This window comes from Celeribacter naphthalenivorans, from assembly GCF_020524585.1.
GTDB classification, from domain to species: domain Bacteria; phylum Pseudomonadota; class Alphaproteobacteria; order Rhodobacterales; family Rhodobacteraceae; genus Celeribacter; species Celeribacter naphthalenivorans.
In genome coordinates this window covers 177300-192163 of the sequence record NZ_JAIVLK010000002.1, presented here as the reverse complement: position 1 = coordinate 192163, position 14864 = coordinate 177300, and the positions used below count along the sequence as shown (strand labels likewise).

The following is a 14864-nucleotide window of genomic DNA, read 5'->3' as shown; positions in this document are numbered from 1 at the left end:
TCACTGGCCTTTCATCAGGCTGTCCATCGCCTGTGTCGACTTGCCCGCCAGTTTCGAAGACACATCCACAAGCACGGAATATTCCACCACCTCAGCCTGCAGGCTGACCATGGCCTGAACGCTCATTTCGGTGTTTTCCATCCGCGCGCCGACGCTGCCGATCTTGCCATCAAAGGCCCCGCGCAGGCGTTCGAGCCCGGAGAGAATGGTCTGTCCCGGCGCGCCCTCGGCGGCCCCCACAACACCCAATCCGCTGGCGGCACGGGTGTCGGCGGCGGTGGCACCCTCGATCCGTTGCGGCGCAACGGGGGCGTTCAGCGGGTCGAATTCCGCGGCCCCGACGGGAGAAATCGCCCCCGCCTGCGGCACCTCGGTCAAAGGCCCGGTCTGCGCCAGTTGCACCGGTTCGAACCCGGCGGGCGCGACCTCGTCTTGCGAGGCCAAAGCCTTGCGCATCGCGGTTTCAAAATTGGCAAGACTGCCGCCCGAGGCCGAAGCGCCGGAGGCAGGTTGCGTGAGTGTCAGGACGGACTGTCCCAGCTCAGTGGTGATCGTCATCCAACCTGTCCTTCTAATTCCTGATCCGCGCCAGGCCCGGCAAGCGCCGCCTCGGCCATGGCCACAAGCCCTGCGTCGGGATGCATGGCGCGCAGGTCCTCGAACAACAGCTCCGCCTGTGCCCGATCCCCGCCCATCGCATGGGCCATGACGGCAAAGGCCACCACAGCGTCGGTTTGCGGCGCGCGCGAGAGAATGTCCTGTGCCTGATCGCAGGCCCCCGCCCCAAGCGCGGCAAGCGCCAGACCGATAGGGCCGGCATCGTCCTGAGGGCGCAGCAGGCGCAGGGTCGCGAAAATATCGGCCGCGGCGGCACCCTCGCCCCGGCCTATTCCCAGAAAACCGATCTCGGCCAATAGCCGTGCGGCGTCGCGGTCAAGGTTCATACCCACGCTCTTTGTCCCGTTCGTTTACGAATTATGAACCCGACCTGCCACAGCTCCCGAAGATCGGGAATGAAGTTTGACACACTTGCGCAGAGCGCAGCGCGGATACACCGGCCGAAACAGGGGCGTTTCGCGCCCAGATTTCCTATGTTTCAAGGACGGGCCCCGGTGCAGAAATTTCTGACCAAACTTTCGCAACGCAATGACGTTATCCTTGCGTTTCTGCTGATTTGTATCGTGTTCATGATGATCCTGCCGCTGCCGACGCAGCTGGTGGATGTGCTCATCGGGATCAACCTGAGTATTTCCGCGATCCTTCTGATGGTCGCGATCTACCTTTCCGAGGTGGTGGCATTCTCCGCCTTTCCCTCGATCCTGCTGCTGACCACGCTCTTTCGCCTCGCCCTGTCGATCACGACGACGCGGCTGATCCTGTTGCAGGCGGATGCGGGCAAGATCGTCGAGACCTTCGGGAATTTCGTGGTCTCCGGCAATCTCGTCGTCGGCGCGGTGATCTTTCTCATCCTGACCATCGTCAACTTTCTGGTGATCACCAAAGGCTCCGAACGCGTGGCCGAGGTCTCCGCGCGGTTCTCGCTCGACGCCATGCCCGGCAAACAAATGTCCATCGACAGCGACATGCGCGCCGGCATGATCGACATTCAGGACGCCAAGGCCCGCCGCAACAAGTTGGAAAAGGAAAGCCAGCTTTACGGCGCCATGGACGGGGCAATGAAATTCGTCAAAGGCGATGCCATCGCCGGGTTGATCATCATCTTCGTCAACATCATCGGCGGCGTTGCCGTCGGCACCACCCAACACGGCATGAGCGCGGGCGACGCGGTGAGCGTCTATGCGATCTTGACCATCGGCGACGGTCTGGTGAGCCAGATCCCGGCGCTGTTCATCTCGATCACCGCCGGTTTCATCGTCACGCGCGTGGCCTCTGACGACAATGAAAACCTCGGCACCGACATCGGCCGTCAGTTGATGAACGAGCCCAAGGCGCTCCTGATCGCCTCTGGCATCCTGTTGGGCTTTGCCGCCATTCCCGGCTTTCCCACGGTGGTGTTCCTCTGTCTGGCCGCACTCACGGGCGTCGGCAGCGTGCTGATCACCAAGGGCCGTAAAAAGCTGTCCGATATGGAAACCAGCCAGTTCATGCCCGCTCTGGCCCCGGCCAATCAGCCGGACAAACTGCCGACCCTGCCGAAAGACAGCAAGGCCGAGCCGATCGAAAAGGTCGAGCCGGTCACCTTTGCCCTCACCGTGCCGCTGATCGTCGATATTTCGACCTCGGTGCGCAATTATATCGAACCGCGCCGCCTCGATGCCGAGGTCGCAAAGGTCCGCCGCGCGCTTTATTTCGATCTCGGCGTGCCGTTTCCAGGGGTGCACCTGCGCCTGAACGACCGGCTCGACGAGGACGAATATCGCATTCTGGTCAATGAGATACCCGTTGCCGTTGGTCGGTCGCGCCCCGGCTACATGATCGTGCGCGAAACGCCTGCCAATCTCGAAATGTTCAACATTCCCTTCGAGCGCGGCGACGATTTCCTGCCCAATATGCCAAGCCTCTGGGTGGCGGCGAAACACGAGCCCTTGCTGCAAAAGGCCGATATTCAGACCCTCACCCTGCCCGCGATCCTGACCTATCATCTGGCGCATATGCTGAAATCCCACGCCGGGGAATTCATCGGTGTGCAGGAGACCATGTATCTCATGGGCGAGATGGAAAAGAACTTTGCCGAACTGGTGCGCGAGGCCAATCGCACCTTGCCGGTAATCACCATCGCCGATGTGTTGCAGCGTCTTGTGATGGAGGAAATTTCCATCCGCGACATGCGCACCATTTTGGAGGCGCTCGTCGAATGGGGCCAGCGCGAAAAGGACCCGATCCTTTTGACCGAACATGTGCGCTCGGCTCTGAGCCGCTACATCACCCATAAATTCGCGGGCGGCCAAAGCGTGATTTCGGCCTATCTTTTGTCGAAAACCATCGAGGATGAGGTGCGCGGCGCGATCCGTCAGACCTCGGGCGCCTCCTATCTGACGCTGTCGCCGGATTCGCATAAGAAACTGGTCGCAGCCCTGCGCAAGACCGTGGGCGATCTGAGCCGTCACACGCTCAAACCCGTGGTGCTCGCCCCGATGGACATCCGCCGTTTCATGCGCAAGATCGTCGAGCGTGAATTCCCCGACTTGGCGGTTCTGTCGTTTCAGGAGTTGAGCCCACAGGTGAACATTCAGCCGCTCGAACGCATCGAGCTGTCCTGATGTCGGCGCGCCAAGCCCCCGGACCCGGCCCGAACGATGCCCCTTTTCGGGTCGGCTTTTCGGCGCTGGCGCTGATCTTTTACGCTTTGGGGCGCGGGCTGGTGCCGGACCCTCTGCGCGCGGGTCTCGATGCCTTGGCGTTTTTGGCCGTGATCGCCGAAATTGGCGGGATGCTCTGGCGACCGACCTTGCAAAACCTGACCGATCACCTCTTGGCCCTCCTCGCCATCGGGGCCGCCGTCGCGATGCTTTGGGGCACGACAGGCACACCCGCGCCGGACCTGTCACGCTTTCAGGTCTGGCCGCTGTTTCTCTTATGTCTCACGATCTGGCTGCCCCGCCTCACGACGCAAACGCCGCAACCCCGCGACGGGGTGGTCCTTGGCACCGCGCTCACCCTCGGCCTCGCCACCCTCAGCAGCCTGATCGCCCCCGCGCTCTTACCCTACATGTTGAAAACCCCGGTGCATCTCTGCCTCTGGCTCACCTTTCTCTCGGCACTGTCACTCACCGTCACCGCATCGCTCGCAGGCCACTGGACCCTGCGCACCGAACGCTTTGCCACTGTGCTCTCAAGCCTTCTGCCGCTTTTGGGTTTTTTCGGCACGATCTTTGGCCTGATGACCGCGCTGTCCGCCCTGCCGGAAATTTTCGCAGGTGGCACACCGGATGGCCCCGCCCTGACCGAGATGCTGCGCGGGCTGGGCAGTGCATTTGAAACCACGTTGATTGGGCTGGGCGGTGCCATGGTCTTGACGCTGGTCGAAACCTTTGTGCCCCAAGCAGATCGAGAAACGGATCAAGATGCGGCGCAAGACTGACGCCTTCCCCACGCTGATCGGCGCCGATGTGATGTTGGGGCTGGCGGGCGTGTTGATGGTGCTCATGGCGCTTTTGCGCGTCCTGCCAAACGACGAAGCCCCCGCCCCCACCGCCTCTTGGATCGCCAGTGAAACCGGGCTTTGGCTTTCCCCCTCCGAGCACATCCCCCTCGATGCGCTCAGCACGGCCCTCCTCACAACCGCCCCCGTCACATTGATCATCGACCCCGACGGGCGCGAAGCGGCGTTTTTGACGGAATCGCGTCTGGCGCAGCTTGGCGGGCAAGAGATCACCCTGATCCGCCGCAGCACGGCCTGCGAGCGTCATCTGTCTGAGGGAAAATTGTCATGCGCGCCGTGACTCCGCCCCAAAGTTCGTGGCGCTGGCTTCCCGATATGGCCGCCAATCTTTTGGCGGTCTCGATGGTGGCCCTGACGCTGGTCGCCCTCATGCCTGCGCCGGACAAGGCGGCGGGCCATCGGCAAACGCCCCAAGGCCCCGCCGCCTTGGTCGATGCCCTTTGGGCGCGGTTGCACCCCGGTGTGACGGTCTACGATCTCGATGAGACGGGGCTGCACCCGGTGTCAGAGCGGCCCGATCCGACGCAACCGGCTCTCCTTTTTGTCCTCTCGCACGTGCATTACGATCAGGCCGCCGCAACCCTGCAGGGGCAGGAGTGGATCGAAATCACCGTCCCTGAGGCTCTGGCCACCCCGGCGGGCTGGCGTCAGGGGTTTCTGGCCCTCGCGAACCGCGGCGCCTCGCGTGACGGCTTCGAAGCGCGTCTGGCGGTCCTCTTGCATCAAGGCGCAGGCGATGTGATGCCGCGCGGACAAGAGACGTCCGCCTCGCCCGCACTGTGGCCGCGGCTTCAAACCCTTGTGTTTCGTCTGAGCAACCTCTTGGGATGTGCTCTTGGGCTTTTCGCCCTGCTCTGGTTGATGAGGCGGCGCGCGCTCAAAGCCGGTAGCGATGCCGCTTAGATCCGGGGCCTTGCGGCGACGGGTTGGCCAGCGCCAATTCCTCAGCCACCCGCAGCCCGGCATCTTTGAGGTCCAAGGCCTCGCGCACCGCCTGCGCCACCATGCCAAGCATTTGCATCAAGGCCCGAAAAGCGCCTTCCGCCTCCGCCGGATCGAGCCGTTCGATGTCACGCAACAGCTTGCGCAGCCGCAACAGCGCCTCGCGATAGGGAGCCATGAGGCTGGCCAGATATTGCGCGCGCTCTTTCTCTGACATTTCGCCCCCCGGCTCGGACACCACGGGTTTCACAGGCAGAGGCAGCATCGGCGCATCGCGCAGCAGGCTCGACGAGAAGGGCCAGCCGGGCACCATGGCGGCGTTCAGCACCACAAGCGTTTCCATAAAGGCCGTCGGCGCCGCCCCGTCCGTATCGCGCCAATCGACGGGCGGGCTGAGTTCCGAGAGGCTCAGGGCCGCCCCTTCGGAGAACGTCTCGATCGCGGGGAAATGTGGCACGAACAGCGCACCGAGACCGGGCGCGATCTCAGCCGCCCCCCCTTCCTCTGTCTCGATGTCGTCCCCCTCAGGGATGTCACTCTCAGCCCTGTCGATGTCCAGCCGGTCAATCTCGCGCTGAAGCACGGCGTGCAGCAGATCGGAAAGCCCCTCCGGCCCGCTCATGCTTTGCCTTTGCGCGTCAGTTGCGTTTCGAGCAGGGTGGCGAGTTTGCGCATCTCAGGGATCAACCGAAGCCGCGCCGCCGTCTCGGGCAAGGCGATGAAACGTTTGAGATGCCCCTCGGCGCCATGCCAGTCCCGGCGCTGGCACATCAACTCGGTCAGGTGAAACTGCACCGCCGGATCGTCGGGGGCGATCTCTTCGGCCCTCAGAAACGCGGCCTGCGCCGCCTCGGGTGCACCCTGCGCCTCGCCCGACCGCCGCAAACAAATGCCGAGGCCCAACCAATGGTCCCGCACTTCGGGCGCGATCAGCGTGAGCGCCAGAAACAGGCTTTGAGCCGTCGAAATATCGCCCGCGTTGAACCGCGCGAAGGCTTGGGCATAGAGCAAATCGACAATCTCCGACGGCAGGTTCAGCGCCTCGACAAGGCTCTGCCCCGCCGTGAGAGCGTCGAACACACGGTCATAGGCAAACCCCGTCTGCCCGGCGAGGCCCACCAGAGCCTGCCGCATCGCCACCTGCTCCGCCGGGGTCAGGTCATGGGTCAAATCCTGGGTCAGATTGAGATCAGCCATGCGCCATCAAAGCGGTCTTGAGCGCGTCCAGACAGCTCTGCGCCACTTGGCCGATGGCGGCCTGGCTTTCACCCTCCGGCGTGGTGCTGGCGGCGCGGGTGACGGCCTCCGCGAAATCCTCCTCGGCTGCGCCGAAGTCTTCGAGGGCCAAACAGGCACGGCCCGACAAAAGATAGCCATCCGCGCGGGTCGGCTCAAAAACGATGGCCGCCGTCGCGGCCTGAAGCGCCAGCTCAGGCTCGTCTGAGGCCAGAGCGGCATGGGCCAGACCGATCTGAAAATCGCGATCATCGGGGCAGCCCAGCACCAGCTGACCGAACAGCGAAAGCGCCTCTTTAGGCTGGCCGCTGTTCAATTTCTGGCGCGCTTGTCGGGCGACAGGCAACAGATCGTTGCGGGACAGGCCAAACTGAGCGGCGAGACCAATGGGCAGGGTATCAGGGGACATGTCAGAGTTTCTCATCGGCAGGGGGTTCAAGGTTGGAAAATGACCATATCGGCGGGGTCAAGCGCCCGAGGGGCCACAGGGGCGCCCGCGTCGGGGGACTGGCCCACCGGCGCGATGACATCCCCGGCAAAACTGCGCCACTGCATCAACTCGCGCAGCGCCTCGACCGCCTCTGCGGCCTCTGCGATCACGATCTCCGCATAGACGGCCTCGGGCGCATGATCCGGGCGCGACAGCTCGGCGATCCGTGCCGCATCCTGCCCCGCCGGAAAACTCAGCACCGCACGGTTCACGCCGACCAGCGCAAGCGAGAGCCTCAAAAGCCGCGACAGCTGATCATCGCACAGATGCGGGTCGCCAGCGAGGTGACCAAGCGTGGCGGTGATCCGAAGCGCCGCCCCATCAGGGGTGCGCGCAATCTCGACGGGCGTGTCCTCAAGCTCGAAATCGAACCGCGCGCCGATCGGCTCCATCGGAGCGGAGAGGCCCAGCACCTGCCAGATGCGGGTCACGGCATCGGCAACCTCGGGACCTCGCGAAGACGGAAAACTGCGTTGCATCTCAAATCCGGGTGGTTGTGGCCATGCGATCGATCTCGGCCTGTTGTTGATCTTTCAGGAACTGAATGATGGAGCGCACCAAGTCCTTGAAATCGTCCATGACGCTCTTGCCCAATTCGGCATTCGATTGTTCGGTCTGCGCTTTTGCGGCCAGTTCCTGCCCCCCGGCTTCGATGTTCTTCGAGATCATATTGCCGCCGCCTTCGCCCGCAGAGGAGCCCGCATTGATCAACCCGGACACCGCCTGTGCGCGCGTGCTGACGTTCTGGGCCTGCGTGTTGAGCGCCGTGGACATCTCGGATGCCCCTTCCATAGAAGCGTCTTTCGCAGCCCCCGCCAGCTTGCCGGCCTGCCCCGCCCCCTTGAAGGAGACAACCGACGCCCCCACGGCGGCGGCGGTCGAGACGACGGAGACCACGAGCTGCGTGACGGCGGCCTCGCGCATGGTTTGCGCCTGCCCCTCCAGATCGGCCCGCGCCTGATCGCGCGCGCTGAGACGTTGATCGAGCGCGTTTTGACGCCCCATGGAGGCAAATTCAATCATCAGCGCCGCAAGATCTTCGGCGGCGCCCAATTCGCCCAGAAGCTCATTCAACACCTCAAGCGGATCCATCCCGGCTTGGGTCAGTTTCTCTGCGGCCGCTTCCAACCGTCCAAAGCTGCCGTTCAAATCGAAATCATTGGGGTCAGAAAAAAGATCGTTTGTGCCCCATTCCGCGCCAGCACCGCCCGCGGCCCCGTCTTGGCCCGCGCGATTTCCGTTGTTCAAGAGAGCGGATTCGAAAAGGGCCCTCATCTCCTCAAGCGGAGAGCTCGAACTCAGCGCCCCTGCGCCGGCTTGTGCATCTCCCTTTGTCGGGGCCATGTCTTCGGATTGCGAGGGCTGAGCACCGGTGGTTGCGCCAAGGCCGGGAATGAATTGAATAGGCATGATCGTATCCTTTCGTGATGTCTCACCCGGCGAAACGGGTGCGTGACAGGCTATCGCCCGTGTCGCGGTGCAATTGCATAGCGCTGTCGAGCAAGGCGTTGACTTGGTCCGTGGAGGTTCTCAGGAAATCCATCAGCTCTTCCATGAGGCCATCAATCTGCTGGATGACCGCTTGCGACTCTTGGGTCTGGGCGCGCATTTCAGCGGCATCGGATCTCAGCGCATTGGCGACAAGGCCAGAGGTGCTGGTCGCGACAGCAGTGACGCCCGATGTCGCGGCGTTGACCGCATTGACCAAGGTCAGCATGGCCCCCACAGCCGCAGGTGCCCCCGCGCCCCCCGAGATCGCAGTCCCGACGACGGCGGAGACCACGGCCCCCACGGCCAAGGTGATGGACGCCGCCATATCCCAGCCCGCAGCCACGTCGTCTTCCACTCCGATGGCGGTCAGAAGATTGCCAGCCACGCCCATGCCACTGTCGCTGGCCCCTGCGACAAGACCATTGATCGCCCCCGCAGCCATAAACATGCCACCGATGAACATGGCCCCGCCGAGCACCTGAAGCCCCGGCACGGCGGTCACGACCGCCCCGACGACCATCATGGCCGCAGCGCCGAGGCCCGCCGCCACAGACCCGATGATGGCGCTGACACGTCCCGCGTCATCCGCCACACCCGACCCTTCCATCTTACCCTGCGCGGCATCGAGCCGGTCGCGGTTTTCCTGGATTTGGTTGCGTTTGGTTTCCTGTTCGTTGCTCAACCGATCCATATCGGCCTCGCCTTTCGCGTCCTGCATTTTCTGAGCGATTTCTGCCAGACGTGCTTCGAAATCCGTGCCCAGATCGGTGGGCGCAAAGGCGGCGAGGCCCTCCAGCATGCTGGCATAACTCGGGCGCACGGCGTCCGGGACAGCACCGCTTGCCCCCGACGTCCCTTTGGAGCGCACCTCACGTTCTTTTTCCGCATCCGGGCCGAGCGCACCGGTGCCGCCGAGCGGCCCCCTGTCTTCAATCCGCATTCTGGTCTCCCGTCGTCAAGTCAAGCATCGCGATCCGGGCCTCTGCCGCATCGCGCGATTTCGCCGTGCCATGGCCTTTCTCGGCCTCTCCGAGCGCCAGCCGGAACGCATCCCCGGCCGCCTCGCGATCGCCCTCGGCCAGCAAACATTCCCCGAGCCGCATCAGCCCCTCGGGGTTGGTGGCGTCCAATGCGATGAATGTCGCGAAAGCGTCGCGCGCGGCGCGCATGTTGCCCTGCTGTTGCAGGCAGGCCCCAAGGCAATAGTGATTGCGCGCCTCCAAAGGATCGATCAGCGCGAGATGGCTAAAAATCACCAACGCCTTGTCGAGGAACTTCTGGGTCAAAAGCGTGTAGCCGTAGCCGTAGAGCACCTCGAGGTCCTCGCGGCTCATCCCTCGGATCTGCGCCAGTGTCCGACCCTCTTTCAGCCCCTGATAGACGGGGTTCTCGGCCATGCCGGACTCGGCCTCAAACCGTTCGGTGGCGGCGATAATGGCCTCGACCGCCTCCCGGTTTTCGGGGGCGAGGAGTTCGGCCACATATGTCTCTGCAGTGCGCTGTGTCATGCGGGCACCTTATCTGCGCGTCCAAAAATACCGGGTGACATTGGTCACACCAAAGCCTCACCACCCAAGCGCTGCGAACCGCCCGTCGAGATCGGAAATCACGGTTTCGAGGCGCGAGGTCTCAAGCTCTTCTTCACGCAGCCGGGCAATCAGCACCGGTTGGTCATAGCGGTTGCGCGCGGCATGGATCACCTGCCCGTCGAGATCGGAAATCCCCGCCTGCCCGGCCAGATGCGCGAGGTTCTGCACCCCGTCGAGCAACAGCCGCCGGGTCAGAGACACCAACACATCGCCGCTCTCAGAGCCGGTGATCGACACCCGCCCCATGCGTTCGAAATCGAAGCCAAAGCTGCCGTCCGTGGCGGGCAAAGCGGTCAGCCCCATATTTTCGGCGAAACGGGTCACGGCGGAGGTCGCCTGTCTGGAAAGCGTGGTCATACTGTGTCCTTATGCCTCGTAAGCGGCGTCTTCGGCGGCAACGAGCCGATCCGAGAGTGTCATGAGAATGCGCGACTGGCCGAGCCGCGCCGCATCCGAGGGCATCACCGCATCGGGCAATTGGCCATGCAGATCGCGCAACAGGTTGATCGCCGCGACCGGCACCTCGGCCTCTTCCGCCTCATAGGGCTTGATCAATTTCTCAGCCTCGACCATCGACGGCGTGGGCATCGTGGCAAAACCAAACATCCGCGCGGCGATCTCTTCGCCATCGGGACGGGCGGCCTTGCCGTCCGGTGGGCACATGCGATCCAGCGTGGCCCCCACCGTCACGGACATATCGAGCACAGTGCGCAGGGTTTTGAGCTTGGACAGCTCGGCGACCACGCCGCCCAATTGCACCGCATCGGTCGAGGGGCCGAAACTGGACATATCCGCCCCCGCCGTGGCGATGAAACTGTCGATCACCTGATCGTAGTTCTGCGTCAGATCGAACTGGCGCAACGCACCGAACAACCGCCCGAGATTGGGCGTCTCGCGCAGGATTTCGCGGTAGGAATTGCGATAGGCTTCTGGCTCTGTCCCAAGCTCACCCGCCAGTTTCTGCGCCTGTCCAGCCGAGGCAAACCCCGCCATGATTTCGCGGGCATTTTCCGGGCGACGCATCTCTTCGCGCAGGGTGTCGAGCACCGCGACATAGGCCTGAGGTGCGCCGGATTGCACCGCCTCTTCGCGGATATTCTCAAGTGCTGCGAATTGATGCGCAATGTCGCCATCGAAGCTCTGCAACAGCTCGCGCAGGTCTTCGGCGGTCGGCAGCTTCGAGCCGTCACCGCCATTCTGGAACAGGTCCTCATAGCCCTTGAACTCCCGCACCAACTCACGGCGCCGGTCGTCGGACGGCATGTCGGGAAGCTTGTCGTAATATTCCGCGATACGGCCCAGCGCATCGAGGTTGGCCGCCGCGCCGCGCCGCATTTTCATCTTGTCGAGGTCGGATTTGCCCCGCGTGGCCGCCGCCATGCCCAGCTCTTCGAGCGCATCGGTGATGTCGGCCTGACTGGGCGAAACCTGCACGCTTTCGCCGGACAGGCGCGACTTTCCGGCCTGCCCTGCCATCACGTCGCTGCCGACGGGAGATGCGGCATTATGGGTCGCGATTTGGCTCTGAACGGTTTCTCTGGCGGAGGTGATGCTCACAATGGGTCCCTCATTTTGGTCGCCTCAGGCTAACACGCCCCTGACCCTCAGCGCGGTGTCAGACGACACAAGCCACGCGCGCGCGCGCGTGCATGATGCAGATGTCAAAAAGGGACCTTTAGCTTGGATCAGATCGTTGCCCTGTTTCGCGAGAGCGAACACATGCTGGCGGCATTTTTGCTGTGCCTGCCCCGCGCCTATGCCTTTGTCGCGGCCTCGCAATTGCTTGCGCCGACCGCCGTGCCGCGCATGGCGCGCAATGTCGCGATTCTGGTGATCGCCCTGCCGCTCACGCCGCTTGCGATCCCTTTTGCGCCAGCGCTGCGCGACAACACCGGGTTGTTCATGATATATTTCGCCAAGGAGGTCGCTCTGGGCTTTGTCATGGGCTATCTGGTGTTCTGGATGTTCTGGGCGATGCAGGCGGCGGGCAATTACATCGACAACCAACGTGGCGCCGCGATCGCCTCTTCCATCGACCCGCTTCAGGGCCATGAGGCCTCGCCCCTAGGCATCCTGTTTTCGCAGGCTTTCATCACCTATTTCTTCTCGGTCGGTGGCTTTCTGGTGATGATCCAGATGCTCTACCGGTCCTACACGAGCTGGCCGATTTTTCAGGCCCTGCCATTGACCATCACCGATTTCCCCGAGCTTTTGCTCACCGTGCTCGACCACGGCATGATGCTTGTCGTGCTGTATTCCGGGCCGGTGATCGCGATCATGTTTCTGGCCGAATTCGCGCTGGCCATGGTCAGCCGCTTTGCGCCGCAAATTCAGGTCTTTATCCTCGCGATGCCGATCAAAAGCGCCATCGCCGTGTTCATCCTGATTTTCTACATCCCGCTCCTGTTCCGCTATGCGCTGGGGCAAGAGGATCAGATGTGGGGCTTTCTCGAGACCTTTTACACCATCATGCGCGTCGCAAGTCAGGCGCAATAAGCCCGACCCCGGCACGCCCCTCTCAAGACAGAGACGTGCCGATCAGACATCCGTCCGCGATCAATTCGCTGCAGACATCAACTGCAACTGACGCGTCAGGTCGTTGATCTGGCTGTTGTTGCGGGCCACGCGCGGGGTCAGGAGGATCAACAGTTCGGTGCGCACCTGGGTGTTTTCCGTCTGGTTGAACGCATTGCCCAGCACCGGGATTTTGCGCAACACCGGCACACCGCTTTCGTTGTTCTCCGAGCGCTCCTGAATAAGCCCACCCAAGAGGATCGTGTCGCCCGATTGCACATTGACCTGGCTCTGCACGCTGCGCTGAGACACGATGGGGTTCGCCCCGGCGGCCGTTTCGATAGAGGCGGCGCTGCTGATTTCTTGCGAAATATCGAGCGTCACACCATTGGAGGGCGAAATCGTCGGCTGAACCTCAAGGATCACACCGACATCCTTGGCCTGCACCTCTTGCGTCACGACCACATCGCCGCCCGAGCTCGAGGTCTGGGACGCGGTGACATAGGGGATCTGATCGCCCACCGCGAGACGGCCCATGGAGCCATTCGTCACCGTCAGATAGGGCGAAGAGATCACTTTGACATTGGTCGCAGATTGCAAGGCGCTCAGCACCAGTTGACGGTTCCTGTCCTTGCCCAAAATGGCAGAGAACCCGGCCCCGCCACTGTCAGAGGCCGCCGTCGAGCTGGAAGAGCGCACGGAGACGCCGCTGGTCTCGAGGAAGGCCTGAACGCCATATTGCAGCGCGTCATTGATCGTCACTTCGACGATGGTCGCCTCGATCACCACCTGCGATTGCGGCGTGTCGAGCACCCGCACCACATTGTTGATGCGTTTGAAATCAGCATAGGTCGAGCGCACCATCAGGGCATTGTTGCGGGTGTTCGCGGTGATCTGCACCGGCGAGGTGACGGCATTGCCGGACACCACACGGGGCGCAGGCGCGGCCTCGTCCTGGTCCTCGCTTTCACCATTGCGCAAGAAGCGTGGCGCATTGGCGCCATTCCTGCTCACCCCCCGTGCCGACGTGCCCGAATTGGCGATTTCCGAGGCCGCCGTGACGATGTCCGAGATGTCGCCGGTGGTTTCACTCGTGACCCCCGCCTGCCCGGTGCCGCCGAAAATCTCGTTGAGCTGTTCTGCGGCTTCCGTGGCATCGAGGTGCGCCAATTGGATCACCCGAAGGCCGATCTCGTCGCGGTTGTTCACATCGAGACCGACGGCCAGTTCGCGCGCGGCATTCACGGCGGCTTGGCTTTCGGCCACGATCAAAAGCGAATTGCGCTGTTCAATCGGCAGGAAATAGGCGTCGCCCAGCCCACGCTGCGCGTAGACATCGCCCATTTGCGTCGCGACAATATTGGGCGCGGCATGGCGCAGCGGCAAAATAGCCAGCTTTTGCGACCGCCCCGGGCGCCCGGCCAGCATCCGCACCATGTCTTCGATTGACTGGAATTGCGACGGATCGCCCCGCACCACAAGATTGTTGCTGCCCGGCACTGCGGCCACAACATTGCCCGGCGGCACCAGAGAGCCCGCCACTTCGGCAAGGTTTTCCGGCAAAGGTCCTGCCAGTTCAATAACATAGGTCTGATCGCTCTCAAGTGTGCTGCGTCCGCGCAGCCCTGTAAGCTGCTCCAGCTCTTCGGGCAGGCCGATGTGATAGACCGAGTTGAAATACTGGATCAGATAGCCGCGGCTTGCGAGAATGTCAGAGAGGATCTGCAACAGCTCGGATTTCGAAAATTCTCTTTCGGAGCGGAAGGTGACCGTGCCCTCGACCGTGTCGGAAACGATGTAGTTCACGCCCAGAATGCCGCCGAGAACATTCTCCGTCACATTGCGCAACGGCTCGTTGGTGAAGTCCAGCGCCACGCGTGGGCCACGGCCCAGATCGGCCTGCCATTCGCCGCCGATGATCTGTTGCCGACGCAGCGGTTCGATCACCAACATGGAGGTGTCGAAGTTGAACTGTTCCTCGGCATTGGCGCCGGTCACCCCCGGCGCATTCAGTTGACGGGTGTCGAGAAAGCCGGTCGGCTGGGCGCCTGAGGAGGCGAGGCGCGGCGTGGGCTGAGAGGAGAATACGGTTTCGCGCAGGTTCTGCGCCGAGAAAAAGCGTTTGAGCGCGGTCTCGTCGCGGGCGACCGTGATCACCTCAGGCCCGCCGCCACGCGGATGCGCCGACACCAGTTGCGGCGCGGCACCGGAAGAGCTTGTGCCCGACGTCGTACAAGAGGCCAGCAAAAAACAGACGCCCACGACCCCATATCGCAACGGACGGGACATTGCCCCGAGAAACCGCAAACCGTTCATGCCCATATTCTCAACTCCTGCCACGACGCATGACCACTAGAGACAGCGCCCGTTTGTTTTGCGGCAACTATATCGGCCTCTGAGGAGGAAAAAAGTGATCCTACGGTCCCCGGCGCATGCCGTCGGTCCACAAGTGATATTTGTCACCAGCGGTCGCGCGAAA

Annotated in this window: 17 protein-coding genes; 5 read left to right on the top strand and 12 right to left on the bottom strand. The window is 62.8% G+C overall.

Annotation, left to right across the window (positions count from 1 at the left end; genetic code table 11):
• Both LC094_RS04515 and LC094_RS04510 read right to left on the bottom strand, forming a co-directional pair.
• The gene (locus LC094_RS04515; protein WP_226550555.1) at positions 1–558 is read right to left on the bottom strand and encodes an EscI/YscI/HrpB family type III secretion system inner rod protein; all 558 of its coding nucleotides are present in this window, start codon (positions 556–558) and stop codon (positions 1–3) included.
• Positions 555–944, bottom strand: coding sequence for a hypothetical protein (locus LC094_RS04510; RefSeq protein WP_226550554.1), 390 nt, complete (start codon positions 942–944; stop codon positions 555–557). Before LC094_RS04510 ends, LC094_RS04515 begins: the two co-directional genes overlap by 4 nt.
• Before the next feature lie 168 nt (positions 945–1112).
• Here LC094_RS04510 and sctV point away from each other — a divergent pair, with 168 nt between their 5' ends.
• The 4 genes from sctV to LC094_RS04490 are packed head-to-tail and all read left to right on the top strand — an operon-like array spanning position 1113 to position 5026.
• Entirely contained in the window at positions 1113–3221 is a 2109-nt protein-coding gene (sctV, locus tag LC094_RS04505) for a type III secretion system export apparatus subunit SctV (protein WP_226550553.1), read from the top strand.
• Complete coding sequence (locus tag LC094_RS04500; protein ID WP_226550552.1) at positions 3221–4042, top strand: MotA/TolQ/ExbB proton channel family protein; 822 nt, start codon at positions 3221–3223, stop codon at positions 4040–4042. The genes sctV and LC094_RS04500 overlap by 1 nt, the downstream gene beginning before the upstream one ends.
• The gene (locus tag LC094_RS04495) at positions 4026–4403 is read left to right on the top strand and encodes a hypothetical protein (protein WP_226550551.1); all 378 of its coding nucleotides are present in this window, start codon (positions 4026–4028) and stop codon (positions 4401–4403) included. The genes LC094_RS04500 and LC094_RS04495 overlap by 17 nt, the downstream gene beginning before the upstream one ends.
• Complete coding sequence (locus tag LC094_RS04490) at positions 4391–5026, top strand: hypothetical protein (RefSeq protein WP_226550550.1); 636 nt, start codon at positions 4391–4393, stop codon at positions 5024–5026. Before LC094_RS04495 ends, LC094_RS04490 begins: the two co-directional genes overlap by 13 nt.
• Here LC094_RS04490 and LC094_RS04485 read toward each other — a convergent pair.
• Genes LC094_RS04485 through sctW form a run of 9 tightly spaced genes read right to left on the bottom strand, consistent with a single transcriptional unit; the run spans position 5001 to position 11428 of the window.
• Positions 5001–5687, bottom strand: coding sequence for a hypothetical protein (locus LC094_RS04485; protein ID WP_226550549.1), 687 nt, complete (start codon positions 5685–5687; stop codon positions 5001–5003). The two genes, LC094_RS04490 and LC094_RS04485, sit on opposite strands and share 26 nt — an antisense overlap.
• The gene (locus LC094_RS04480) at positions 5684–6262 is read right to left on the bottom strand and encodes a hypothetical protein (protein WP_226550548.1); all 579 of its coding nucleotides are present in this window, start codon (positions 6260–6262) and stop codon (positions 5684–5686) included. Before LC094_RS04480 ends, LC094_RS04485 begins: the two co-directional genes overlap by 4 nt.
• Positions 6255–6710 (bottom strand): tetratricopeptide repeat protein, encoded by a 456-nt coding sequence (locus tag LC094_RS04475; RefSeq protein WP_226550547.1) that lies wholly within the window; start codon positions 6708–6710, stop codon positions 6255–6257. The genes LC094_RS04480 and LC094_RS04475 overlap by 8 nt, the downstream gene beginning before the upstream one ends.
• Positions 6711–6736: 26 nt before the next feature.
• Positions 6737–7270, bottom strand: a complete 534-nt coding sequence (locus LC094_RS04470; protein WP_226550546.1) for a hypothetical protein — start codon at positions 7268–7270, stop codon at positions 6737–6739.
• 1 nt (position 7271) lies between these two features.
• The gene (locus LC094_RS04465) at positions 7272–8201 is read right to left on the bottom strand and encodes a hypothetical protein (protein ID WP_226550545.1); all 930 of its coding nucleotides are present in this window, start codon (positions 8199–8201) and stop codon (positions 7272–7274) included.
• A gap of 22 nt (positions 8202–8223) precedes the next feature.
• On the bottom strand, positions 8224–9222 hold the full coding sequence (locus LC094_RS04460) for a hypothetical protein (protein ID WP_226550543.1): 999 nt from the start codon (positions 9220–9222) through the stop codon (positions 8224–8226).
• The gene (locus LC094_RS04455) at positions 9212–9790 is read right to left on the bottom strand and encodes a tetratricopeptide repeat protein (RefSeq protein WP_226550542.1); all 579 of its coding nucleotides are present in this window, start codon (positions 9788–9790) and stop codon (positions 9212–9214) included. The genes LC094_RS04460 and LC094_RS04455 overlap by 11 nt, the downstream gene beginning before the upstream one ends.
• A gap of 57 nt (positions 9791–9847) precedes the next feature.
• Positions 9848–10228 carry a type III secretion system chaperone family protein gene (locus LC094_RS04450; RefSeq protein WP_226550541.1) on the bottom strand — a complete coding sequence of 127 codons (381 nt, stop codon included), beginning with the start codon at positions 10226–10228 and terminating at the stop codon, positions 9848–9850.
• Positions 10229–10237: 9 nt separating this feature from the next.
• Positions 10238–11428, bottom strand: coding sequence for a type III secretion system gatekeeper subunit SctW (gene sctW / locus LC094_RS04445; protein ID WP_226550540.1), 1191 nt, complete (start codon positions 11426–11428; stop codon positions 10238–10240).
• Positions 11429–11551: 123 nt separating this feature from the next.
• On the opposite strand from sctW, the gene sctT reads away from it, so the two are divergent.
• Entirely contained in the window at positions 11552–12367 is an 816-nt protein-coding gene (sctT, locus tag LC094_RS04440) for a type III secretion system export apparatus subunit SctT (RefSeq protein WP_226550539.1), read from the top strand.
• 60 nt (positions 12368–12427) lie between these two features.
• On the opposite strand, the gene LC094_RS04435 is transcribed toward sctT, so the two are convergent.
• Complete coding sequence (locus LC094_RS04435) at positions 12428–14707, bottom strand: secretin N-terminal domain-containing protein (protein ID WP_226550538.1); 2280 nt, start codon at positions 14705–14707, stop codon at positions 12428–12430.
• Between the last annotated feature and the right edge of the window lie 157 nt (positions 14708–14864).